At 50.2% G+C, this 25238-nt stretch carries 21 protein-coding genes and 3 pseudogenes; 11 read left to right on the top strand and 13 right to left on the bottom strand.

Annotated features, from left to right (window positions below):
• Positions 1-11: 11 nt before the first annotated feature.
• Entirely contained in the window at positions 12-1373 is a 1362-nt protein-coding gene (mepM, locus tag JZM30_RS10705; RefSeq protein WP_252318654.1) for a murein DD-endopeptidase MepM, read from the bottom strand.
• Between the two features lie 12 nt (positions 1374-1385).
• Positions 1386-2426 (bottom strand): zinc ABC transporter substrate-binding protein ZnuA, encoded by a 1041-nt coding sequence (gene znuA / locus JZM30_RS10700; RefSeq protein WP_252318652.1) that lies wholly within the window; start codon positions 2424-2426, stop codon positions 1386-1388.
• 73 nt (positions 2427-2499) lie between these two features.
• On the opposite strand from znuA, the gene znuC reads away from it, so the two are divergent.
• On the top strand, positions 2500-3258 hold the full coding sequence (gene znuC, locus JZM30_RS10695; RefSeq protein ID WP_252318649.1) for a zinc ABC transporter ATP-binding protein ZnuC: 759 nt from the start codon (positions 2500-2502) through the stop codon (positions 3256-3258).
• Positions 3255-4040, top strand: a complete 786-nt coding sequence (znuB, locus tag JZM30_RS10690; protein WP_252318647.1) for a zinc ABC transporter permease subunit ZnuB — start codon at positions 3255-3257, stop codon at positions 4038-4040. The genes znuC and znuB overlap by 4 nt, the downstream gene beginning before the upstream one ends.
• Positions 4041-4047: 7 nt before the next feature.
• Here znuB and ruvB read toward each other — a convergent pair whose 3' ends face one another.
• From ruvB to aspS, 6 genes and pseudogenes are all read right to left on the bottom strand, one after another.
• Positions 4048-5049 carry a Holliday junction branch migration DNA helicase RuvB gene (ruvB, locus tag JZM30_RS10685; protein ID WP_252318641.1) on the bottom strand — a complete coding sequence of 334 codons (1002 nt, stop codon included), beginning with the start codon at positions 5047-5049 and terminating at the stop codon, positions 4048-4050.
• Between the two features lie 10 nt (positions 5050-5059).
• Positions 5060-5680, bottom strand: a complete 621-nt coding sequence (gene ruvA, locus JZM30_RS10680) for a Holliday junction branch migration protein RuvA (protein ID WP_252318633.1) — start codon at positions 5678-5680, stop codon at positions 5060-5062.
• Positions 5681-5762: 82 nt separating this feature from the next.
• Complete coding sequence (gene ruvC, locus JZM30_RS10675) at positions 5763-6284, bottom strand: crossover junction endodeoxyribonuclease RuvC (RefSeq protein WP_252318626.1); 522 nt, start codon at positions 6282-6284, stop codon at positions 5763-5765.
• A gap of 49 nt (positions 6285-6333) precedes the next feature.
• On the bottom strand, positions 6334-7077 hold the full coding sequence (locus tag JZM30_RS10670) for a YebC/PmpR family DNA-binding transcriptional regulator (protein WP_252318623.1): 744 nt from the start codon (positions 7075-7077) through the stop codon (positions 6334-6336).
• A 44-nt stretch (positions 7078-7121) separates the two neighbouring features.
• Positions 7122-7544, bottom strand: a pseudogene (nudB, locus tag JZM30_RS10665) (dihydroneopterin triphosphate diphosphatase).
• Positions 7545-7550: 6 nt separating this feature from the next.
• Positions 7551-9335, bottom strand: coding sequence for an aspartate--tRNA ligase (aspS, locus tag JZM30_RS10660; protein ID WP_252318622.1), 1785 nt, complete (start codon positions 9333-9335; stop codon positions 7551-7553).
• Between the two features lie 389 nt (positions 9336-9724).
• On the opposite strand from aspS, the gene JZM30_RS10655 reads away from it, so the two are divergent.
• From JZM30_RS10655 to JZM30_RS10620, 8 genes are all read left to right on the top strand, one after another.
• A complete protein-coding gene (locus JZM30_RS10655) occupies positions 9725-10537 on the top strand; it encodes a DUF72 domain-containing protein (protein ID WP_252318619.1) in 813 nt (270 codons plus the stop codon).
• A 192-nt stretch (positions 10538-10729) separates the two neighbouring features.
• Positions 10730-11125 (top strand): MAPEG family protein, encoded by a 396-nt coding sequence (locus JZM30_RS10650; RefSeq protein ID WP_252318618.1) that lies wholly within the window; start codon positions 10730-10732, stop codon positions 11123-11125.
• 127 nt (positions 11126-11252) lie between these two features.
• Positions 11253-11996 (top strand): carboxy-S-adenosyl-L-methionine synthase CmoA, encoded by a 744-nt coding sequence (cmoA, locus tag JZM30_RS10645; protein ID WP_252318617.1) that lies wholly within the window; start codon positions 11253-11255, stop codon positions 11994-11996.
• Positions 11993-12964 (top strand): tRNA 5-methoxyuridine(34)/uridine 5-oxyacetic acid(34) synthase CmoB, encoded by a 972-nt coding sequence (gene cmoB / locus JZM30_RS10640; RefSeq protein WP_252318616.1) that lies wholly within the window; start codon positions 11993-11995, stop codon positions 12962-12964. Before cmoA ends, cmoB begins: the two co-directional genes overlap by 4 nt.
• Before the next feature lie 304 nt (positions 12965-13268).
• Complete coding sequence (locus JZM30_RS10635) at positions 13269-13595, top strand: hypothetical protein (protein ID WP_252318609.1); 327 nt, start codon at positions 13269-13271, stop codon at positions 13593-13595.
• Between the two features lie 338 nt (positions 13596-13933).
• Positions 13934-15175 carry a DUF1835 domain-containing protein gene (locus JZM30_RS10630; protein WP_252318607.1) on the top strand — a complete coding sequence of 414 codons (1242 nt, stop codon included), beginning with the start codon at positions 13934-13936 and terminating at the stop codon, positions 15173-15175.
• 242 nt (positions 15176-15417) lie between these two features.
• Positions 15418-16296, top strand: coding sequence for a leucine-rich repeat domain-containing protein (locus JZM30_RS10625; RefSeq protein WP_252318606.1), 879 nt, complete (start codon positions 15418-15420; stop codon positions 16294-16296).
• Between the two features lie 519 nt (positions 16297-16815).
• Positions 16816-17640, top strand: a complete 825-nt coding sequence (locus JZM30_RS10620) for a leucine-rich repeat domain-containing protein (protein WP_252318604.1) — start codon at positions 16816-16818, stop codon at positions 17638-17640.
• A 276-nt stretch (positions 17641-17916) separates the two neighbouring features.
• Here JZM30_RS10620 and cutC read toward each other — a convergent pair.
• Both cutC and JZM30_RS10610 read right to left on the bottom strand, forming a co-directional pair.
• Positions 17917-18679, bottom strand: a pseudogene (gene cutC / locus JZM30_RS10615) (copper homeostasis protein CutC).
• Between the two features lie 198 nt (positions 18680-18877).
• Positions 18878-19420 (bottom strand): VOC family protein, encoded by a 543-nt coding sequence (locus JZM30_RS10610; RefSeq protein ID WP_252318829.1) that lies wholly within the window; start codon positions 19418-19420, stop codon positions 18878-18880.
• A gap of 736 nt (positions 19421-20156) precedes the next feature.
• Here JZM30_RS10610 and argS point away from each other — a divergent pair.
• Complete coding sequence (gene argS / locus JZM30_RS10605; RefSeq protein WP_252318602.1) at positions 20157-21887, top strand: arginine--tRNA ligase; 1731 nt, start codon at positions 20157-20159, stop codon at positions 21885-21887.
• 59 nt (positions 21888-21946) lie between these two features.
• Here argS and murJ read toward each other — a convergent pair whose 3' ends face one another.
• From murJ to JZM30_RS10590, 3 genes and pseudogenes are all read right to left on the bottom strand, one after another.
• On the bottom strand, positions 21947-23482 hold the full coding sequence (gene murJ, locus JZM30_RS10600) for a murein biosynthesis integral membrane protein MurJ (protein ID WP_252318601.1): 1536 nt from the start codon (positions 23480-23482) through the stop codon (positions 21947-21949).
• A 114-nt stretch (positions 23483-23596) separates the two neighbouring features.
• Positions 23597-24533: pseudogene (locus JZM30_RS10595) on the bottom strand (Gfo/Idh/MocA family protein).
• Between the two features lie 41 nt (positions 24534-24574).
• Complete coding sequence (locus JZM30_RS10590; protein WP_252318599.1) at positions 24575-25228, bottom strand: DUF480 domain-containing protein; 654 nt, start codon at positions 25226-25228, stop codon at positions 24575-24577.
• Between the last annotated feature and the right edge of the window lie 10 nt (positions 25229-25238).

Raw genomic sequence — 25238 nt, 5'->3', positions numbered from 1 at the left:
AATGCCAGATATTAATCAAACTTGAGCTGTAGAGTCACCTCTCTGACCTGCGCCAGGTACTCGCGACGCTCCTGACCCGCCAACCCTTCCGAGCGCGGTAGTTTCGCCGTCAACGGGTTTACCGCTTGCTGGTTGATCCAGAACTCATAGTGCAAATGTGGGCCAGTTGAGCGTCCGGTATTGCCGGAGAGCGCAATACGATCGCCGCGTTTCACTTTCTGCCCAGGTTTAACCAGTAGGCGATTTAAGTGCATATAGCGAGTGGTATATTGGCGCCCGTGGCGGATCTCAACGAAGTTTCCAGTATCCGGCCCGCGCGATGCGGCAACCACTTCACCATCGCCAACCGACAGCACCGGAGTCCCTACTGGCATGGAGAAGTCCACACCGCGGTGCGGCGTCACGCGCCCGGTGACCGGATTGAGGCGACGCGGATTAAAATTCGAAGAGACGCGGAATTGCTTCATGGTAGGGAAACGCATGAAGCCACGTGTCAACCCAGAGCCTTCCCGATCGTAGAACTTGCCGTCTGCCGCGCGGATAGCAAAGTAATCCTTATCGCCAGTGTTAAGACGAACACCGATCAATTCGCTCTGCTCACTGCGGCCATCAAGAATTTCCCGAGACAGCAATACTGAGAAATTATCATCTTTACGCAGTTTGCGGAAATCGAGCTGCCATTGCAGCGCCTTGATCACCGCACTGACTTCACTGTCAGTCAGCCCCGCCGCTTTGGCGCTCTGCACAAAACTGCCACTCAGGCGACCGTTGATAACGCGGTTGTGCCACTCCCCTTTCTGCATCTCAACGCGTTCTTTAAAACCGTTATCACCGCGCTCATAGATTCGGGTTTCACGGCGCGAAATCTGCCATGTCAGGCTCTGCAACTCACCGTCATCGTTGACCGCCCAAGAGAGTTGCTGCCCGATTTTGAGATTACGCAGGTCGTCGTGTTTATCAGCCAGCAGCGACACGTCAACCATATCTATGCCGTACTGGGTTAAAATACTGCTTAGCGTATCCCCCGTCGACACCACATACTCATGCACGCTGCTGTCATCACTGCCGGTAGTACCCAGTTCATCCGCAGGAATCGCCACTGGCGGCGTCGATTGCCCAATGCTTTCGCTATCCATCGGCTCACTGGCTTCAGGCGCGAGCGTCTGCGGTTGCGTAACGGTTTGAATGGGTGTGGGTGCAGTGTTAATCGGGGCTTCTTTGACGGTAACAGGCGTATCATCAGCGGGGGGATAGACAACGGGCCGCCAAACGGCGACGGCCAGGGTGATGCCACTCAACGACCCCAGCATTATGCGATGGGGTCGCGGCAAGTTGTTATACGCTATAGCGATAGTTCGGACTATCTGCTGCACTTATCGGCATCCTCATGATCTCTTATCCAGACAGTGGCTATACTGATCGGACAGCTGTAACAGAAACTCGGCATAACTGTCCTTACTTAGCGCAATGTTGCTTCCCGATGGATCCAGTACGCCAATGCGTACATCTGTTCCTTTGGCAACAGCGTTGATAACCGCTGGCCTGAATTGTGGCTCAGCAAAGACACACACGGCCTTCTGCTCAACCAGTTGTGTTCGTATCTGGTGTAAACGCTGTGCACCGGGTTGAATGGCTGGGTTGATAGTGAAATAGCCTAGCGGGCTTAACCCGAAACGCTTCTCAAAATAGCCATAGGCATCGTGAAACACGAAGTAACCCTTCCCCTTGACAGGTGCCAGCATATTAACAACTTTTTCTTCTGTCTGCGCGAGTTGATCTGTAAAATTAAGCAAATTCGCGTCTAGTTTGTCTTTCTTTTGTGGCATTAGTTCCAATAATTTTGCATGAATTGCGATTGCAGTCTGCTTTGCCATCTCTGGGGACAGCCAAATGTGCATATTGTACTCGCCATGGTGATGCCCTTCATGGGCGTCTTCATCTGCGCCATGGTCGTGGTGAGCATCAGCACTTCCATGCTCGTGTTGATGATCGGCGTCATGATGCTCGTGCTCTTCCGCATGCTCATCATCGTGATGCCCACTCTCTTTTATCAGCGCGTTCTGAATGGCTGGCAAGCCTGCCAACGAAATCTGCGGGGCGGCGGAATGGGATGCCAGCGGCTTGGTTAAAAACGCTTCCATTTCCGGCCCAACCCAAATAACCAGCTCTGCCGACTGTAAACGCTGGACATCGCTCGAGCGCAGGGCATAATCGTGAGGCGATGCGCCATCCGGCAATAGCACCTCCGTTGGCGTTACCCCATCGGCGATGGCCGCCGCAATGAACCCGAGAGGACGAACGGAAGTAACGACCGCCGCCTGAGCACTTTCAACAGTTATACCCGCAAAGAATAGTGCACCCGCGACAAATAGGGCTTTCAATTTTTGTTCATTTGGCGATTTTTTCGGTGTGAAGCTGGCTGACATGCGTGTTTTCTCATTCATTTACCGTTAATTTTGTAATATTATAACATCACAGACACTCTGCAAACTAAATTTTATGTCGACACTCGTTTCGCTCGATCGCATTTCCGTCGCCTTTGGTGAACGTAACGTGCTTAGCTACATTTCGCTGAACCTGCAATCGGGCCGCATTCTCACGCTGCTTGGACCCAATGGCGCAGGAAAATCCACGCTGGTACGCGTGGTGCTCGGACTGCTGTCGCCCACGGCAGGCACCCTGCACAAGCAACCGAATTTACGCATTGGCTACGTGCCGCAAAAACTGCATCTGGATGCTACCCTGCCCTTGACCGTGGGTCGCTTTATGCGATTACGTCCCGGCGTTAAGCAACAGTATATTTTGCCTGCGCTCAAGCGGGTACAGGCCGCTCATTTGTTGGATCAACCGATGCAAAAGCTCTCGGGTGGCGAGACTCAGCGGGTGCTGCTGGCACGTGCGCTACTCAATCAGCCTCAATTGCTGGTGTTGGATGAGCCGACACAGGGGGTGGATGTCAACGGACAATTGGCGCTGTACGACCTTATCAACCAGTTGCGGCAGGAGTCTAACTGCGGCGTGTTGATGGTTTCGCACGACTTGCACTTGGTGATGGCCAAAACGGACGAAGTACTGTGCCTGAATCAGCATGTGTGCTGTTCGGGTGCGCCAGAGGTCGTCTCTCTGCATCCTCAATTTCTTGCCATGTTCGGCCCACGCGGCGCAGAGCAACTGGCGGTGTATCGCCACCACCATAATCATCGTCACGATTTAAACGGACGCATTATTTTAAAACAACAGGGCGGCAACGACGCATGATTGACATTTTGCTCCCCGGTTGGCTGGCCGGTATTTTTCTCGCATGTGCGGCCGGTCCACTCGGTTCGTTCGTGGTCTGGCGACGGATGTCTTATTTTGGTGATACGTTGGCCCATACCTCTCTGCTGGGCGTTGCCATCGGTTTCCTGTTGGATATCAACATCTATTACGCCGTTATTCTGGTAACACTACTGCTGGCACTGGGATTGGTGTGGCTTGAACGACGCCCATATCTTGCCATCGACACTCTGCTTGGCATCATGGCGCACAGCGCGCTGTCGTTAGGGCTGGTGGTGGTTAGCCTGATGAACAACATTCGTGTTGACTTGATGGCCTACCTGTTTGGTAATTTGCTGTCGGTAACGACGCAGGATTTGTGGTTGATTGGACCGGGCGTGCTGGTGGTGATTGCCATCATGTGCTGGCAATGGCGTTCATTGCTTTCCATGACTATCAGCCAGGAGTTGGCACACGTAGACGGTGTCAATTTACAGCGCACCCGTTTAATCCTGATGCTGGTAACCGCGTTGACCATCGGGCTGGCAATGAAATTTGTCGGTGCGCTGATCATCACCTCATTGCTGATCATTCCTGCCGCCACCGCTCGCAGTTTTGCGCGCACACCGGAGCAGATGGCGGGGTTGGCTGTGGTACTGGGGATGCTCGCCGTGACCGGCGGCCTGATCTTCTCCGCCTTTTACAACACCCCAGCGGGCCCTTCTGTGGTGCTCAGCGCCTCGTTTCTGTTTATGCTGAGTCTGATTCGCAAACAACCCGCCTGAAGGCGGGTCAGGTTCTATCGATACCTAAATGGCGATATGCGTGCGCGGTGGCAATACGCCCGCGCGGCGTACGCTGAATAAAGCCCTGCTGAATCAGGTAAGGCTCCAGCACATCTTCAATGGTTTCCCGCTCTTCACCGATGGCCGCCGCCAGATTATCCAGCCCCACCGGCCCACCGGTAAATTTATCGATGATGGCCAGCAGCAGTTTGCGATCCATATAATCGAAGCCTTCCGTGTCTATCGCCAGCATATCCAGCGCCAGCCTCGCAGTTTCGGCATTAATGGCTCCACTCGATTTTACCTCTGAGTAATCACGGACCCGTCGCAGCAAACGGTTGGCAATACGCGGCGTGCCACGGGAACGTCGAGCCACTTCTAACGCCCCCTCATCGGTAAGATCCAGCCCAAGGCATGCCGCGCTGCGGCCGACAATATGCTGTAAATCCTCGACCTTGTAGAATTCGAGCCGTTGCACAATGCCAAAACGATCGCGCAGTGGTGACGTCAAAGAGCCAGCACTGGTCGTCGCGCCAATCAGAGTAAACGGGGGAAGATCGAGTTTAATCGAACGCGCGGCAGGTCCCTCACCGATCATGATATCCAGTTGATAATCTTCCATCGCGGGATAGAGCACTTCTTCCACCACGGGCGACAAACGGTGGATTTCATCGATAAATAACACATCATGCGGTTCAAGGTTGGTTAACAGTGCGGCCAGGTCGCCGGCCTTCTCCAACACCGGGCCTGATGTGGTGCGCAGGTTCACGTTCATCTCATTGGCAACGATATTGGCGAGCGTGGTTTTTCCTAAACCGGGCGGACCAAAAATCAGCAAGTGATCCAGTGCATCACCCCGTTTGCGTGCCGCCTCAATAAAGATTTCCATCTGCTCGCGCACCTGAGGCTGTCCGACGTATTCCGCCAGCATGCGCGGACGGATCGCACGGTCAATGATCTCTTCTTCAGGCATTTCTTGCGCAGAGATCAGGCGGTCGGCTTCAATCATGGCAATCCCCTTACAGTGCCGCGCGCAGCGCTTCGCGGATCAGCGTCTCACAGTCCGCACCGGGTCGGGCGATTTTGGATACCATCCGGCTGGCTTCCTGCGGTTTATACCCAAAAGCCACCAGCGCTGAAGCCGCTTCACTTTCCGCATCTTCTTCGGGTGCTGCGGTGGATGCTGAACTGCTAAGAGGAACATCAATGGTCGCGGGATTAAACAGGTCTCCACTCATGCCTTTGAAGCGGTCTTTCATTTCTACTACCAACCGCTCTGCCGTTTTCTTACCGACCCCCGGCAGTTTGATTAACGTAGCGATCTCTTCTCGTTCAACGGCGCTCACGAACTGCTGAGCGGACATCCCTGAGAGGATTGCCAGCGCCAGTTTCGGCCCAACACCGTTGGTTTTAATCAACTCACGAAATAACGCACGTTCTTGCTTGTTGTTAAAACCAAACAATAACTGTGCATCTTCCCGCACCACAAACTGGGTGAAAATGACCGCTTCCTGGTGCAAATCGGGCAGTTCATAAAAGCAGGTCATCGGCATATGGACCTCGTAGCCAACCCCGTTGACTTCGATCAGCACCTGCGGCGGTTGTTTTTCCAGAATGATGCCTCTGAGACGACCAATCACGTTGACCTTCCTTTTCGTTACGTTAAAACCTTTTTGCTAGCTTATAGCATAAAAAAGGCTGGATGAATATCCAGCCTGATGTTCAACGCAGCCGCCCGCGCACTAAATTCAACCTGTCGGGGCCGATGCGTGTCAGATTCTGACTCAAATGACAGTGTGTAATGGCAATAGCTAGCGCATCGGCGGCGTCCGCCTGCGGATTCGCTGACAACTTTAGCAAGGTACGCACCACATGCTGCACCTGACTTTTTTCTGCCGCGCCAGTGCCGACAACCGTTTGTTTTACTTGCCGGGCAGCGTATTCAAAAATGGGTAACCCTTGATTGACACCCGCCACAATCGCCACGCCGCGGGCCTGCCCCAGTTTCAGGACTGAATCCGCATTTTTGGCCATAAAAACTTGTTCTATCGCCAGACAATCTGGCTGAAACTGGGTGATTATCTCGCTCACCCCAGCATAGATCAGCTTCAATCGCGTAGGGAGATCGTCCACCCCGGTGCGAATACAGCCGATGCCAACATAGCTGAGCTGACGCCCTTGCTGGCGAATGATGCCATATCCGGTGACGCGTGAGCCGGGGTCGATGCCTAGAATTAGCACCATAGCACATCGCCCCCTGAAGACGCGTTAACCACAAGCTGCGAAAACACCATTATAGTGTTGCCGCTACCTCGTCGGAAATTTCACCGTTGTGATACACTTCCTGCACATCATCACAGTCTTCCAGCATGTCGATCAGACGCATCAGTTTCGGTGCGGTATCAGCATCCATGTCGGCATTGGTCGACGGGATCATGGATACTTCTGCGGATTCGGATTTCAGACCGGCAGCATCCAGCGCATCTTTCACCTGACCGAAAGTTTCCCACGGCGTAAAGACGTCAATCGCGCCGTCGTCGTAGGTCACGACGTCATCCGCACCAGCTTCCAGCGCCGCGTCCATCACCTGATCCTCATCCAAGCCTGGCGCATAAGAGATAACGCCTTTTTTGGTGAACAAATAGGAAACAGAACCATCGGTGCCCAGGTTACCACCGCATTTGGTAAAGGCATGGCGTACTTCGGATACGGTACGGTTACGGTTGTCACTCAGACATTCCACCATCACCGCCGTGCCGCCAGGACCATAACCTTCATAAATGATTGTTTCCATGTTGTTGTCTTCATCACCACCGACACCACGCGCAATAGCACGGTTCAGGGTATCGCGCGTCATGTTGTTGGAGAGCGCTTTATCGATAGCCGCACGCAGGCGCGGGTTAGAGCCTGGATCACCGCCGCCCAAACGCGCCGCTGTCACCAGTTCGCGGATAATTTTGGTAAAGATTTTGCCGCGTTTTGCATCCTGTGCCGCTTTACGATGTTTTGTGTTGGCCCACTTACTATGACCTGCCATAAAAATCTCCGAAAAAAGCCTCTTCAGGCCGGATAAATAACAAATTATTCAATCGCCTGCCGGTTGCCCCACGATTTGGTCAGTTGCGCCGCCTCAGGCGCCGCTAACCAACGGTAGGCAAGATGCTCGGTGAGAATCACCTCGCGTTCACTCGGCAACGCCAGATAGAACCAGTGTTCCATGTTGTGCGTGATGCCAGGGGCATAGCGACGTCTCAAATGAGCAAAGAGCTCAAACTCGACACAGTGCTGACAGTCAAACAGTGATAATCCCTCAGCGGCGATATCGATGTTAACTTCTTCTTTCACTTCGCGCTGCGCGGTAAGCGCCGTAGTTTCACCTTACTCAAGACCGCCGGTAACCGACTGCCAAAAATCGGGATCGTCGCGACGCTGAAGCATCAGCACCAGTCCTGTATCCTGAGCATAAATAACGATCAGGGCCGAAACGGGACGCTTATAAGCCATCGGCGGTTACTCCGCATCCTGCACAGGTTTTGCTTTCGTCACCACAGCAATAGACAGCTCTTCCAAGGCTGCCGGGTTGGCGTAACTCGGTGCCTCCGTCATCAGACAGGCTGCTGCGGTGGTTTTCGGGAAAGCGATCACGTCACGAATGTTTTCAGTACCGGTCAACAACATCACCAGACGGTCCAGACCGAACGCCAGACCAGCATGCGGCGGTGTACCGTATTTCAATGCATCCAACAGGAAGCCAAATTTTTCACGCTGTTCCTGCTCGTTGATCCCCAGAATACGGAGCACGGTCTGTTGCATTGCGCTGCTGTGAATACGCACGGAACCACCGCCTACTTCATAGCCGTTCAGTACCATATCGTACGCGTTAGCGATGGCGGAAACAGGGTTACTTTCCAGGGCTTCAGGCGTCATATCTCGCGGTGAAGTAAACGGGTGGTGCATGGCGGCCAACCCGCCTTCGCCATCGTCTTCAAACATCGGGAAGTCGATGACCCACAGCGGTTTCCAGCTTGCCAGATTGGTCAGGCCGAGATCGCGTCCCAGTTTAAGACGCAGCGCACCCAATGCATCCGTCACCACTTTCGCGCTATCTGCACCGAAGAACAGAATGTCTCCGTCTTCGGCTGCAGTGCGCTCCAACAGCGCTGCCAGCAGCGTTTCATTCATGAATTTAGCCACCGGACTGGAAATGCCTTCGAGCCCTTTCGCTTTCTCGTTCACTTTAATATAGGCAAGACCCTTGGCACCGTAGATCTCGATAAATTTGCCGTATTCATCAATCTGTTTGCGGCTCAATTGTGCACCGCCCGGAACGCGAATCACCGCCACACGACCTTTGGCATCGTTAGCCGGACCGGAGAACACTTTAAAGTCGATCGTTTTGAGCAGATCGGCGACATCAACCAGTTCCAACGGGTTACGCAGGTCAGGTTTGTCGGAGCCAAAACGACGCATGGCTTCAGCAAACGTCATGATCGGGAAATCCCCCAGATCGATGCTTAAAATTTCTTGCCACAGTTCGCGCACCAGTTTTTCCATCACTTCACGCACCTGCGGTGCCGTCATGAAGGAGGTTTCGACGTCGATCTGGGTAAATTCCGGATGGCGATCCGCACGCAGATCCTCATCACGGAAGCATTTAACAATCTGGTAGTAACGGTCGAAACCGGACATCATCAGCAATTGCTTGAACAGCTGTGGCGATTGCGGCAGCGCATAGAATTTGCCCTTGTGCACTCGGCTTGGTACCAGGTAATCACGCGCTCCTTCAGGCGTGGCTTTGGTCAGCATCGGCGTTTCAATATCCAGAAAATCGTGGCTGTCCATAAAGCGACGCACAAAACTGGTAATACGCGCGCGAGTTTTTAACCGCGTCGCCATTTCAGGGCGGCGCAAATCAAGATAGCGGTATTTTAAACGCGCTTCTTCGGTGTTGGTTTGGTTAGCATCCAGCGGCAGCGGCTCTGAGCGGTTGATAATCGTCAGCGCGGTCGCAAACACTTCCACTTCGCCCGTAGACATATCCTTATTCACCTGGCTTTCAGGGCGCGCACGTACCACACCGGTCAGTTGAATGCAGAATTCGTTACGCAGTTCTGACGCCAAAGTGAAAGCATCCTGCCGATCGGGGTCGAAAAACACCTGGACCACGCCGTCGCGGTCACGCATATCGATAAAAATCAAACCACCCAGATCGCGGCGACGGTTAACCCAACCGCGCAATGTCACTTCCTGGCCCACATGGGACGCGTTCAGTTGTCCACAATATTCAGTACGCATTACGATGTCCTTTTGAGCAATCACGCTAGAAATCATCTCAACGAGATATAATCGCACCTACAACAACCACGCCTGAGAGCACCGGCCAGACCGCATCGTCACAGTGAGCGCAAACTCAGGCTCCATAAAACCCACCGGTTCTATAAAACACACGGGTTCCACACACAGCGGCATTTCCCCACGCATCAGGTCACAACGGTGTTTTTTGCGCGGAATGGTTGTTCTGGATTGCTGTTCAGTAAAAAAGGCGGCTATTATAAAGGATATTCCCCGGAACGATAAGAGTGAAGCGGTTTCCGGGCAGTGATATGTCGCAAGAATTGTGAGAATTCCCTCTCGGTTAAAAAAATGTTTTACTGTTCTTCACTCTGTTAATGGGTTGCAACGGAATGTTTATTGGCTTACCACAATGGCAACATCCCGCGTGGCACAAGTTCGGACTGCGCACGCTCGCTTATTACGCGCGATATTTCAACTGTGTTGAAGGTAACACCACGTTTTATGCGCTGCCCAGTGCCAACAGCGTATTGCGTTGGCGGGACATGATCTCTGACAGTTTCCGTTTCTGTTTCAAATGTCCTGCCACCATTAGTCATCAGGCAGGGTTACGCCACTGTGAAGAGGAAACGCGTCAGTTTTTTCATTGCCTGCAACCGCTCGCCTCGCGTGTTGGACAATTCTGGTTGCAGCTTCCTGCAGCCTTTTCGCCCGAGCAACTCCCCGATTTATGGCGTTTTCTCGATACGCTGCCGCAGGAATTCAGCTACGGCGTCGAAGTTCGCCACCTTGCATTTTTTGCCAAAGGTGAGGATGAACGACAACTGAACCAAGGGATTGCACAGCGTGCAATCGATAGGATCATGCTCGACAGTCGCCCAGTGCACCACGCGCGGCCGGATACACCCGCTCTGCTGGAAGCCCAGCGAAAAAAACCGCGTTTGCCGATTCATGCGCTGTTGACCGCACAGCACCCAGCCATCCGTTTTATTGGCAATGAAGATATTGCAGACAATTTGCGCTGGTTTGCTCCCTGGATTGATAAACTGAAGGTCTGGCAGGAACATTCTCCGTATCTGTTTATCCATACGCCTGACATTGGCAATGTACTCCCGCTGGCACTGGCGATATGGCCGTTATTAGAGCCGGTTATCGCTGCCTGCCCGCCGCGCCCTGACTGGCCGCAACAGGACGCCTTATTTTAAACAAATATAAAACAGCAACGTATTAAAAGGCTTTTTTTAGCATTTTTTATTATAACTTCAGGTTTTGAACTGCTTTTTTTAAAAAAGCAGACATTACAGGCGACAGTCTGACAGCAGACAGTTATCATTCTACCAGCCGAAGTCGGTTAATATTTTCTGTCAGGCAATGTTTGCCCGACAATGGAGTGGAACATGGTAAACGCGCTCTATGTGGTGCTTGGCGCATTGTTGCTGGTAAAACTGTCTCTCGATGTGGTTAAACTGCGTATGCAATACCGCGTAGCTTACGGAGACGGTGGCTTTTATGAATTACAGACAGCCATTCGGGTGCATGGCAATGCCGTAGAATACCTCCCCATCGGCGCTATTCTTCTGGTGCTGATGGAAATGAACGGTGCCTTGATCGCCATGATTCACCTGTGCGGTATTTTGTTGATTATTGGCCGGCTCTTTCACTACGTGGGCTTGCGTCAACGTGAATTCCGCTGGCGTCGTACCGGAATGGCCGCTACCTACGCCTCACTGGTATTGATGTCGCTGTTCAATCTTTACTACCTTCCCTGGGAATTGGTGCTCACGCTCTATTAACCGCGCGTGTGATATTGGTGCGCCGCCGTATGTACTGTGGCGCGCCGCAAGGAAACAGACTTCCTTATCCGTATTTGCTAGACTGTCCCACCTTTTTTATTAACCGCACTGTAATTTCGTGTCCATCATGCCAAATCGCGATACGCTTTTTTCTGTTCCCATAGCCCACCTCGGTGATTGGACCTTTGACGAACGCGTCGCTGAAGTCTTTCCCGATATGGTTCAGCGCTCCGTCCCCGGTTATTCGAATATTATTTCCATGATCGGCATGTTGGCCGAACGTTTCGTCAAACCAGATACTCAGATTTACGATCTAGGCTGCTCGCTGGGTGCCGCTACGCTGTCGATGCGGCGTAATATTCACACCACGGGTTGCAACATTATCGCCGTTGACAACTCACCCGCGATGATTGAACGCTGTCGCCGCCACATTGATGCTTTTCGCGCAGCCACTCCCGTCAAGGTCATCGAAGCAGATATTCGTGACATCGTCATCGAAAATGCCTCCCTGGTGGTACTCAATTTCACCTTGCAATTCCTGGCACCGGAAGAACGGCAAACGCTGTTAACGCGTATCTATCAAGGCTTGAACCCCGGTGGTGCGCTGGTTTTATCGGAGAAGTTCAGCTTTGAAGACAGCAAAGTGGGTGAGCTGTTATTCAACATGCACCACGATTTCAAACGCGCAAATGGCTACAGCGAATTAGAGATCAGCCAAAAGCGCAATATGCTGGAAAATGTCATGCTGACCGATTCGGTGGAGACCCATAAATCTCGACTGGCGCACGCTGGATTTCAACACAGCGAAGTGTGGTTCCAATGCTTTAATTTTGGTTCGTTACTGGCGCTAAAAGCTGAGGATAAGGCGTGATCGATTTCGGCAATTTTTATCAGCTTATCGCGAAAGGCCCATTGAGCCATTGGTTAAATACGCTGCCAGCCCAACTGAGTGCATGGCAACGGGAATCACTGCACGGCAAATTTAAGCAATGGTTCAATGCCGTTGAAGCCTTGCCTGAACTAACGCCCTCGCAGCTAGATGTGCTACACAGCGTCACCGCGGTGTTACAGCCGGATCTCAGCAATGGACAGCGTGAAGGGCTGGAAGTGCGCCTGCGTCAACTGATGCCGTGGCGTAAAGGCCCCTATTCGCTTTACGGTGTCAATATCGACACCGAATGGCGCTCCGATTGGAAATGGGAGCGGCTAACGCCGCATATCAGCGCCTTGCAGGGTCGTCTGGTATTGGATGTCGGCTGCGGCAGCGGTTATCACCTATGGCGCATGGTTGGTGCCGGTGCGCATCTGGCTGTGGGGATCGACCCGATGCAGCTTTTCGTCTGCCAATTTGAAGCCGTACGCAAGCTGCTTGGTAACGATCAACGTGCGCATGTCTTACCGCTTGGTATCGAACAACTGCCGGAACTCGCTGCCTTTGATACCGTGTTCTCTATGGGCGTGCTTTACCATCGCCGCTCGCCGCTCGATCATCTGTGGCAGTTGAAAAATAAGTTGGTTTCCGGCGGAGAACTGGTGCTGGAAACTCTGGTTATCGAGGGCGATGAGAATGCCGTGCTAGTGCCTGGCGAGCGTTACGCGCAAATGCGCAATGTTTACTTTATACCCTCAGCTCCGGCGCTGGTACGCTGGTTGGAAAAGTGCGGTTTTGTCGATGTGCGTATCGTCGATCAGTACGTCACTACCCTCGAGGAACAGCGCAGAACCTCATGGATGACCACAGAATCACTGGCCGATTTTCTCGATCCTAACGATCGCAGCAAAACCTGCGAAGGTTACCCCGCACCATTGCGTACCGTGATTGTGGCACGTAATCCGTAGCATCTCGCCCCGGCTTCGCGCCGGGGTTTTACTTTCTATTTATCGCAACATCGGGTCCCGGTCCAGAATCTGCTTTTTGATATTTCTAACTGCGCTTTTTATTTGCTTTCGGAAAATTTCATAATGCATAATCGCGTTACATGAAACAAGGCGATAACCTGATATAAAAATAATTGTTTTCTTCATATCATGACTCCACTCATTAACAGGAGGTCATCAATATGTTACCGTCCACGTCAAGTGCTACACTTTCAACTTATTCAATTTCTTCCCCCAGAGCTCCTCGCAAGAAAACACATCCTCCATGGCGAGAGTCGATCTGATAAAAAACAAATTATCTTCGATAACGCCCGATCAAACCAGTTATGAAATAAATTGTTTTAAATCATTTTTTGATAGAAATGAGGGAAAGATTCTTACGTTGAGCAAAACCGGTGACAGTCTCAATGGATTATTGAAAACAGTTGCCACGACGATAAATACGATTATGGATAATATTGAGATCGGTGAAGATAACGCCGATAATTATGTTCAACTCAATCAATTAAAAGATGAGATTGATAAATTAACGCAGTCGAGCGAGAGTAAAAATACCGGTATCGGTGAACGAATTGGAAAAGAAATTGATTGAGTTGAAAATGAGGTCAAACGTAGCGCGGACAAAATAGCCAAATAAGCCAAGCGTTTTTTTAGAAAGTTTTAATATTCATGAGTTGTGGAATCAATATCCGTGCTTTTGATATCACTAAGCGAACGGTAATTAATCTAGAGATAGAAAAAACGTCTTTATAATATTTCAGCGACATTAACCCAAGTGCGTATTTCAGCCATCCCGCTCGCAGGATATAGTGATGGTCCGGCGTTATCTGCTCCGCCATCCGCGGAAAGGACTGCGCCCAAGACAAGTAGGCAACCTAAAGGTTACGACTCACCACCTGAATGCGGATAAGGTATTGGAAAGGAGTTCGTATGTCTGTACATCCGATAAGTAATGGTCACATCAGTCTGGTTCAACAGCGCAAACGCGCAAAAGAACTGTTGCAACGTCTCAAAGCTGACCTTGAGCCAGAAAAATTAGGGCTGCTTCATCGCCTTAATCCAACGTCCGACGTAACCCTTGCCAGAGCACAGTGGTTAATCGCGCGTGATGTAGGGTTTGACAGTTGGCCGAAGCTCAAAGCGCATGTTGATGCCATCGCATTTGCCCGGCGTCATCCCCATTTCGCTGCTGATGATGAAAGCAAAACCCAGCACTGGCGTTGCGGCAATGATATTGAACACAGTCTGCGACTCGCGGGTTTTCACGGCACATTTCATAGCTATACAGACCCACTGTCTATGGGGCCCGTTCAGGACATCCCCTTTGCCGACTACCGCTTGGCGCGCTGCACGTTTATCCAGCAGGCATTTAAGTTGGACGCCGATGACGTCACCCGTCGTTTTGACGAGGAGCAGGCGCAGTGGCAACGTTTATCTCATGCTGAACATGCAGTGCTGTGGTGCGAAGCCGGCCCTTACGACCAGTTGTTTCTGGTCCGCACACTCTCAACACTCGCAAAACAACCACAGAAGCTCGAGCTTATCGCCGTTGACAATATACCCGGCGTGAAGCGTTTTATTGGACTGGGGCAGTTATCACCCGATGTATTGGCCTGGCTCTGGACGCAACGCAAGACGGTGCCTGCCGATGCTATAGCACTGGCGTACCAAGCTTGGTCTGCCTGGTGCGCGTCTTCGCCGGCAGAGCTCTTTACGCTTGCTCAGCGTGAACACGCCGCATTGCCTTATCTTTCGCGTTCCTTGCGCCGATTATCGCAAGAATTGCCAGGTGTCAAAGCCGGTCTTTCTCTGACCGAACGTCTGTCATTACACTGTATTGCACAATCGGGCCCTATCAGTCTCAGAAATATATTCAGAGAACTGATCAGCCATCGTGATCCACTGCCTTATATGGGGGACATGATGTTCTATTCCGCCATCAGACCGTTGATAACAGGTGCAAACCCACTATTACGTATCAATACAGCAGCAGATGCAGAAGCCCTGCATACGATGGAATTAACGCCGCTCGGCCATAACATACTTCAAGGCAGCGCTTACTGGCTTGATTTTGCATCACAGTCTCGCTGGGTAGGCGGGGTTTGCCTCACGCCCCGAAAAGCGCATTGGGCCGTGAACAATAATGGGCGTCCGGTTTGGCGGAATTCATAGTGTAGTTTTCAATGCAAGCAGAGTAAATAATCATCGCGATTATCATCCCCGACCTTCTGGTCGGGGGTTGTGATGCACTGCATTGAATTTTTACAGTGGTACGCTTTTTAAAGAAATCTTGGCAATCACATATTTGTTGCACAGCTCGTAACTGTATGGGAAATCATATAATCCAAGTAATTCCCTTTTTTGATATCACTCATCCCCCTGCGTAGGAGAACATAGTAAAGGAAACTCAATTTGTGCTGGGGATTACTATGTTCAGGATTAAAAATAACGCGATCTCACATTCAGCATCGTTAATGAACACAACGCCAGCACTGCCTACTGCAAGTTCGAATAGATGTTCTCGCGTTGTGGCATCATCGCCTAGAAATGAAGAGTATTATGCTATCTGGACTTCATGGGAAAAAAATGCCCCAGCAGGTTTAGGTGAACAACGAGACGTGGCAGTGGCACGAATACATGACGCTCTCGAAAGGAATAATGACTTTCTTGATCTAAGCAAATTGAATCTGAGTTCATTACCTGAAAACATCCCTGCGCACATCAAGAAGATGAATATATCAAGAAACTTTTTATGCAATTTACCTGATAATCTACCTAAAGAACTTAGAGAACTAGACGCTAGCCGTAATACACTTACCACGCTACCTAACAATTTACCAAAAAATTTATCCATACTAAATCTATCTGACAATGATTTTGATAAATTTCCCCAAAGATTGCCTGCATCTATCTCGCACCTGTTTATGAAATCTAACAAACTAAATGGTGAGATTAATAACCTTCCTAATTCACTTCTCTATTTGGACTTGCACTATAACAAAATAAACGTTTTATCAGACAACCTACCCCCCTTAATCCAATATGTAAACTTAAGTTTCAATAAATTACATCAATTACCTCAATTTTTTCCAAAATCAATAACGTTTATCGATCTACGCTTCAACGAATTACGTAGTCTACCTGATAACTTACCTAATTCCATACAGCACCTGGATTTAAGAAATAATAAATTAGACAATCTTCCTGATAACTTGCCAACGTCAATTGAACAGCTAAACTTGGGTTTTAATCGCCCCAATAAATTACCGAACAATTTACCGAATTCACTTTAATGTCTAAAACTACGGAACAATAAAATCCATAGACTACCAGATAGATTACCTAACTCAATCAAATATATAAACCTGAAAACAATCTATTAAGCAACCTGCCCGATAATCTTCCCGATTCCATTGAGTATCTTAACGTGAAGGGCAATCAATTAAATACTTTACCAAGTAAGCTTCCATGTTCAATCAGACATCTGAATTTAAAAAACAATTCAATAAACCACCTTCCCAAATCCTTCCCATGTTCTATTCAATACGTAGACCTTAGAAATAATAATTTACAACGCATTCCTGACAGCATTAAGTATAAAAACATAACAACCCTAACCCAAAATAACCCATTCCGGAATGCTTTCCCTTCGCAATTGCTTAAAACCTACAATAGCGTCAGTAAATACATTTTTAAAATAATTAAAACAACCCTCAACTTTAGATCTATTTCTCCTAATTGTTTTTTTGATATTGAATTCAACGAGGGATGCGTAACATGACAACCTTATATTATATTGACGAGTAAAAATCATGGATTATATTACTAGTACCAATTTATTACATGTCACACCGCAAATAGATAATTTTGAAACTACACCTTCCTTTCAGGCAGGTAGTGTTTCTCAATCTACGCAAACTGAACCGAGTAAGGAGCAGTATCAAGCTATCTGGTCAACATGGGAGAACACTGCTCCTCAAGGTGGAGGTGAGCTACGGAACGTCGCAATTTTGAGAATGCAAGATTGCCTTGAAAGGGGAAGCACTCCTCTTGACTTAGCAAATCTTGAACTAAGTTCATTACCCGAGATTATCCCCGATCAACTTATAGAGCTAAATGTCTGCAACAATCAACTCGATAAATTACCAACCCGACTCCCTGAAAACCTTCGACAACTATACGCAATCAACAATTGTCTGACGACTTTACCCGAGACCCTTCCTAAAAACCTCACATTCTTATCGCTTTATAATAATAACCTGACATCGTTGCCTAAAAACCTACCCGAAAGCATCTCTGAATTATATCTATGCCAAAATGCTTTCGTAAAATATTTAGACCTAAGTAAAAATAGCATTGAAGGGGCAATTACAAACTGCCCTCATAAACTAAAAAGAATAAATTTAAGCTATAATAAAATTGACCATATCTTATGCGAATTCTCTACAAAGACCAAGTATATTGACTTAAGATATAATCAAATAAAAGAAATACCTGACAGCATCATGAATTTTTCACCTAAAGCCGATATTGATCTTCTTGGCAACCCACTTTCAGTAGAAACCTTTCAGAAATTGCGCCTCGCCGAGCGAAATACTGATTATTCAGGACCAATAATTGTATACTCAATGGGATAATTTAAGAAAAAACACTTCGTTGTGGGTGTCTATTAAATGAGTTTTCGCACTCCAGGCCGTAAAAAACCTGATCCTCGTTGCCCTGTTTACTTGCACGTTAGCAGACGAAAATTTTGCTCATTATTTATCTTATGTCTTTTGCTCCACTGGCATAATGGTTTAGAGGCAATGTATCAGAAAAAAAAGCCCCGGCAACACGCCGGGGCTTGGTACTCGCAAGCAAACCCGAAGGGATGCTGCGCGGTAAAGGACTCGTTGGGCGAATTTTCCGCGTCATCAGGGGACAGGGACTGTCTGGCACCCCGCATTCAGTACGCGCTTCATTTCAGCAACGATGTCGCCGTCGACGCAATAGTGGCTGAATTCGTCCAGATCGCTTTCAGCGTCTGAACACATCAAGACAACCACTTTGCGAAACCGCATCACCGAAGGAATCCAGTGTCCGGCAGAACTGTGCAATTCCTGAATACCGCTTCGCTGAAATTTATGCAGGTTGGTCAAACGTTCCGCCTGCTCCCGCCATAATGATTGGACCACGACTCGCTCGTATTAGTTCACGCAATAATGTTAATCCGTTTTCAGCTTGCTGCTGGCTGGATGTCAACACGCGCACCACGCCCAAATCGGTGAGCTGTTGCAGCGCCATATGCGGATTGAGACACAGATCGAAGGCGCGATGGAATGTCACTGCCATCCCCCCACACAATGCCATCAAGACTTTCATACGCGGCAGATCGATATGCCCTTCTTCATCTAACCCTCCGACCACTACACCGGGAAAACCCATTTCTTTAATGCGCTGAATATCGTACTGAATGGTACGAAACTCACTGTCGCTGTAGCAAAAATCCCCGCCGCGCGGGCGTACAATAGGATGAACCGGCAGCCGCACCCTGCTCCTAGCCTCGGCCAGAACACCATAGCTGGACGTCAGACCGCCTTCACGCTGGCCAGCACAGAGCTCAATCCTGTCTGCTCCCGCCAGTTCCGCCGTGAGTGCGCAATCAACGCTGTAACAGCATACTTCCAACTTTGACATTTTATCTCTCTCGCCTGCGTCACATTGCGCTGTTACCATTGCACCATCAACTAGCACGTTATGGCTTTAGGATAAATATGGCATCTGAATAAAAATGCAAAGGAGAGCCGAGTCACAGAGGGCAGGATTGCCCCAATGCTATCCATGACGCTTCACACAAATTTTACCAAAAGCTTTCAGCCAGTATCAGGCCCAGGCTTACTCCTGCTCGCTGGCAATGACTTCACGGATTGAATACGGATGAAACTTGATAGTGACTGTCCCATCGCTCACGGCTAACGTGGGATTGGGCAAGCGTTCTTTATCGCTGCCTGGTTGGCTGAACTTTAGGGTAATGCGCGGTGAAGCCAGCGCACTATCGGAAAGACAATCCAGAGCGCGTGCATGCAAGGTCTCAGGACTGCCGGCTAATACTAATTCGACATACTCCCAACCTTCAGTGGGATAAAAATGCTGACCAGGCCAGGGTAATTCAATACAGTCAATGCTCAACGGGCTGATGGTTATTTTTTCGTTAAGCAAAAAAAGGCAAATAGGGCGCCCGTTAATTTGATTTTCAGAAATTAATACCCCCAACGTTAATAACGTTTCTTTCCATTGCGCAGCCGTCGTATTTTGGTTGCAGCGCAGCGCAACATGATCCGCTTCAAATTGCGACAAATCTAATGACAGCACATACGCTAACTGTAACAACGCACGCTCAAAACGGGCCAAATCCTGTTGAAGCGCTGGGGGAAGCATTCCAGACATTGCATTTCCTATATTAAGAATTATTAATTTTCGAGTAGTAACGCCTAGCGCATTTTTTGCATACCACTCCAACACAAGCAAGGTGTAACGCGCCCTAGATCGTCAGCTACAGCACAAAAAGCCTACGAGCTCATGCGACAGATACTGTAACATCCTGAAACATAACGTGATAAAAATCACGGCGTGCTATATCCCTTCATTGTTATTCACATCACCGTATTTGATAAGGATATCGAACGGCAGCGGAATTTATAAACACAGCGCAACAAATGGTCCACAATAACTTATTACGTCTAATTCATACGTAAATTATACGGATTTAAGGAATATTCTTAAAAGAAAAGATTAATCTTAAACCTCTTGACCTACATTGTAACACCTAACAAAAACAGGTAATTTGTTATCGTATCGCAATAGTATACAGAGAAATAATTATGATTTTAGCCATTTTATCGGTTCTGCTTATTGCCATTGCGGCATATGCAATTTTTAAACATTTTAAAACAAGGGAAAGTCAACGTATCGGAACCAATCGTCGGGGAAGAAAGCGTTAACTATTTTTCGCTAGCGCAGGTATTTTTTCTTCTTCTTTGTCTCCTTTTTCGACGCGTTCCCCACCTCTTCGTGCTCTATCCCCCTTGCATTTTCTAAGGAAAATTCTCGCCCTGCTGAAGTCTAAGCCCAAATATGGTATAAGCGGGGGCTAATTTTTATTAAAGGTATCCAGGTGAATATTCAGGCTCTTCTTTCGGAAAAAGTCAGCCAGGCATTGGTTGCAGCAGGTGCGCCCAACGGCACAGACCCGCAGGTGCGCCAGTCTGCCAAGGCTCAGTTTGGTGATTACCAGGCCAATGGTGTCATGGCAGCGGCGAAAAAACTTGGGCTTGCTCCGCGACAACTGGCAGAGACGGTAGTTCAGCATCTGTCGTTGGAGGGTATTGTCGCCAAAACAGAGATCGCCGGTCCGGGGTTTATCAATCTGTTTCTGTATGCGCAATGGTTAGCACAACAAACCGAACGGGCTTTGAACACACCTAAGTTGGGTATCACTCCGGTCACACCGCAAACCATCGTGGTTGACTATTCTGCGCCTAACGTCGCCAAAGAAATGCACGTCGGCCACCTGCGCTCCACCATTATTGGTGATGCTGCGGTACGCACACTTGAGTTTCTCGGACACAAGGTTATCCGCGCTAACCACGTGGGTGACTGGGGGACACAGTTCGGTATGTTGATTGCCCATCTGGAAGATGTGCAGAAAGACACCTCCGGCGAACTGGTATTGCCCGATCTGGAAGCCTTCTATCGCGAAGCCAAACTGCGTTACGATGAAGATGCCGCTTTCGCTGAGCGCGCTCGCCACTACGTGGTTAAGCTACAGGGCGGCGACGTTTATTTCCGCGAAATGTGGAGCAAACTGGTTGACGTCACCATGACACAAAACCAGCTCACCTACGATCGTTTGAATGTCACCCTGACCAAAAAAGACGTAATGGGAGAAAGCCTCTACAACGCGATACTGCCGGAGATTGTTGCCGATCTGAAGGCAAAAGGCCTGGCCGTTGAAAGTGAAGGAGCAACGGTGGTTTTCCTTGATGAGTTTAAAAACAAGGAAGGCGAACCGATGGGCGTCATCGTTCAAAAGAAAGATGGCGGTTATCTCTACACCACCACCGACATAGCCTGCGCCAAGTACCGTTATGAGACGCTGGGCGCCAATCGTGTTCTCTACTATATCGATTCACGCCAGCACCAGCATTTTATGCAGGCGTGGACTATCGTGCGTAAAGCAGGCTATGTGCCGGAATCGGTATCGTTGGAACACCATATGTTCGGCATGATGTTGGGCAAAGATGGTAAGCCGTTTAAAACCCGCGCGGGCGGCACCATCAAGCTGGCAGACCTGTTAGACGAAGCCTATGAGCGCGCATTGACGCTGATCGCGGGTAAAAACCCGGATATGGAACAAGACGAGTTGCGTGAACTGGCGCGCGTTGTCTCCATCGGGGCGGTAAAATATGCCGATCTGTCAAAAAGCCGTACCACTGACTACGTGTTTGACTGGGATAATATGCTCGCGTTTGAAGGCAACACTGCGCCCTATATGCAGTATGCCTACACCCGTGTTGCCTCGATTTTCAAACGCGCCAATCTGGATAAAGCCGCACTGACACAGCCTGTGGTACTGAATGATGGGAAAGAAACGGCGCTGGCAACCCGCCTGATGCAGTTTGAAGAAACCATCACTACTGTGGCGCGCGAAGGTACGCCGCACGTGATGTGTGCCTACTTGTACGATCTTGCCGGTCTGTTCTCCAGTTTCTACGAGCATTGCCCAATTCTGAACGCCGACAGTGATGCTGTACGTCAAAGCCGCCTGAAACTGGCCCTGTTGACCGCAGAAACGCTGAAACAAGGGTTAAGCACCCTAGGCATTGAAACCGTCGATAAAATGTAATCAACGGCGTCATGCAATAAAAAACGGTGGCCTGAGCCACCGTTTTTTATTGGGTTCGATCACATACCGCGACGCGCAAAATCGCGCGGACGGAAGCCAAGCAACGCAAGCATCACAAAGTAGGTCCCCGCACCGGCCACCACCACCAGCATCAGGCGCGAAATACGCACTGTCATGCCGCCGATGTCCCAGGCTGGCATCCACACTAGCAACGCAATCAATACCGCAGACATGGCAAGCACCGCGATAAGCAGTTTGACCAGAAAGGTGCCCCACCCCGGACGTGGCTGGAAAAGCTGCTGTTTACGCAACTGCCAATAGAGCAGCCCGGCATTCAGACACGATGCCAATCCAATGGAAAGTGCCAGCCCAGCATGCTGCAACGACCCGATAAAGATCAGGTTCATGACCTGCGTCAGCGCCAACGTCACTAATGCAATTTTCACCGGCGTTTTGATATCCTGCCGAGAATAGAACCCCGGAACCAACACTTTTACCACAATCAGCCCCATCAACCCGATGGCGTAGGCAATCAACGCTCGCTGAGTCATCAATGCATCCAGTGCGCTAAACTTGCCATACTGGAACAGCGCAACAATCAACGGCTTCGACAAAATTCCTAACGCCACCGCACTCGGCAACGCCAACAGAAAGCAGAGACGCAGCCCCCAATCCATCAGGTGTGAATAGGCTTCCTGATCGCCACTGGCGACGCTTTTCGCTAACGATGGCAGCAAAATCGTGCCTAAAGCGACACCCAGTACACTGGACGGAAACTCCATCAGTCGGTCAGCGTAGTACATCCAAGAGACCGCTCCCTCACTGAGAAAAGAGGCAAATATAGTGTTAATGATCAACGAGATTTGGCTCACTGATACGCCTAGAATAGCTGGAGCCATCAGTTTCATCACTCGCCCGACGCCGGGGTGACGCCATTTAAAGCGCGGCAATACCAACATCCCGATCTTTTTAAGATGCGGCAGTTGGTAAACCAATTGCAGCACCCCGCCCAGCAACACCGCCCAAGCCAACGCTAACACAGGCGGATCAAAATAAGGTGTAGCGAACAGGGCAAAACCAATCATGCTGATATTGAGAAATGTCGGTGCAAACGCCGGGACGGAGAAGCGATTCCAGGTGTTTAAAACCGAGCCCACCATCGAGGTCAGCGATATCAGCAAAATATACGGGAAAGTGATGCGCAACAGTGCCGAGGTCAGCGCAAACCGATCGGGCGTGGCGGAAAATCCCGGAGCCGTCACCATGATAACCCAGGGCGCAGCGATCATCCCGGCCACGGTCACCAATGCCAGCACCAGCGTCAACATGCCTGACACGTAGGCAAGAAAGGTTCGTGTTGCTTCATCCCCTTGCTGGCTTTTGTATTCAGCCAGTATTGGAACAAATGCCTGCGAGAAAGCCCCCTCGGCAAAAACGCGACGTAGTAAATTCGGCAGTTTAAAGGCGACGAAAAAGGCGTCAGTCGCTACCCCAGCGCCAAATACCCGTGCGACAATGGCATCGCGGATAAAGCCCAAAACGCGCGATAGCATGGTCATTGAACTGACCGCGGCCAATGATTTTAATAAGTTCATCCGATTCGATTCTGTTGTGTCGAGAGTTACAGCGGAACGCAGCTCGCCAGGCATGGCGACAGTCTACGCATCAGGGGCGGAATAGCCACCCTTGATGATAGTTCACAGCAGGATTCAGCATGATGTGAGCAGCGACTCAACCACTCTCTGCGCCAGAATCGCCTGCTCGCCTGATGTTTGGGGTTGAACACCTTTCTCAAGTGAGTCGACAAAATAGTGAACTGCCCCCACAAAACCGCGCTGTTCCAAAATACTTTGCCAAGACGGTGCCGGGGAGCGCGTGATAATGCCACCGCTTTCCAGACAGCAATCACTGAGATTATCGATGTGGTGAATAGCTCCGTGCCCGATCATCTGCACCGCCTCGCGCTGACTGCCCGCACAACGATGCATGCTGGTGACGACCTGGCAGGTTGAGGAAGCAAACAGATGTTCAGCAAAAACAAGCTGCCCTGCCGCATTATTGCGAATGACACCACCTTGTAACGCCGCCCCCTCACCCGCCAGCCACAGTGCCGTGTCAATCACGTGCAGATAGTCATCCAACAGGGTAAAACGCGCCGATTGCGGACCCACGTTATCCGCACGGTGTTTTTCCACCCGAACAGAATCCGGATGCAGTAACGTTGATTTGAGCGATTGATAACCGGGAGCGAAACGGCGGTTAAATCCAACTATCACGGTTTTTCCCTGCCGGTCGGCTAACGCTAGCAGCGCTTCAGCCTGCGGCAGCGTTTCCACCAGCGGTTTATTGACATACACGTGCATGCCAAGGTGCGGTAACGTGCTGATAACGTCGTAGTGGCTGGCCGTGCTGCTGTGTACCATCACAGCATCGCACACACTCGCCAGCGCTTGCAGTGACGAATAACCTGACAGGCGATATTGCTGGCAAAGCGTGCGCATTTTTTTGCTGATCCGGAGAAAACACGCCGGCAAACGTCCAGTGTTTTTCCTGGCTCAGCACAGGAAGGTAGGCCTTTTGCGCAATCGAACCCAGCCCAACCATGCCGATACGGATCCGCCCTGCGTCCGTTTTCGCTGTATTCATTGTGTCACCTTCAGTCAGGGAGTCATTCCATCTGACAATACTTAGAGTTGTTGCGACAGCAAGTGCGCCAATTGCTGTTTTAATTCGGCCACGTCTTGCTCCAGCACCAGCACACGCTGCGCGAGATCAGTCGTGTCAGCCGGCATGCGATCTTCAGCGCTGTCAGTGGCGGATGCAACGGGTTCATCATCGCCAAACAGGTGCATAAACCGATGCTCCCGCTTACCCGGCTCGCGCGTCAAGCGCGCCACAAAGGGGCCATCTTCCCGCGTTTGCAACAGTGTCAACGTCTGTTCGACTTCATCGACATCCGCAAATTCATGCAAGCGCGCCGCTCGGGTGCGCAATTCACCCGGCGTTTGCGCCCCGCGCAGCAACAGCGTCGTGACCAGCGCCACTTCTGCGGAGGAAAACTTCAGATCGCCGAATTCAGAGTTGCAGAACCGGTGCTCATACTTCATCACGCGATTACCAAAGCCGCTGAGGGTTTTGACGACGTGCTTTTTAACCAGCACATCGAGCGTTTGTTGAACCTCGCTCTCACTGAGCTCCAACACCGGCTCGCGGTTGGTTTTCTGATTGCAGGCCGTTACCACGCCATTTAGCGACATGTGGTACTGTTCGGGCGTGGTGATCTGTTTTTCCAACAAACAGCCCACCACGCGCAACGCTTTGGCATCAAACTGATATTTCATTCTCTGGGTT

The sequence above is a fragment of the Candidatus Symbiopectobacterium endolongispinus genome (assembly GCF_018777385.1).
GTDB lineage: Bacteria > Pseudomonadota > Gammaproteobacteria > Enterobacterales > Enterobacteriaceae > Symbiopectobacterium > Symbiopectobacterium endolongispinus.
This window is presented reverse-complemented; position numbering and strand designations above follow the sequence as displayed.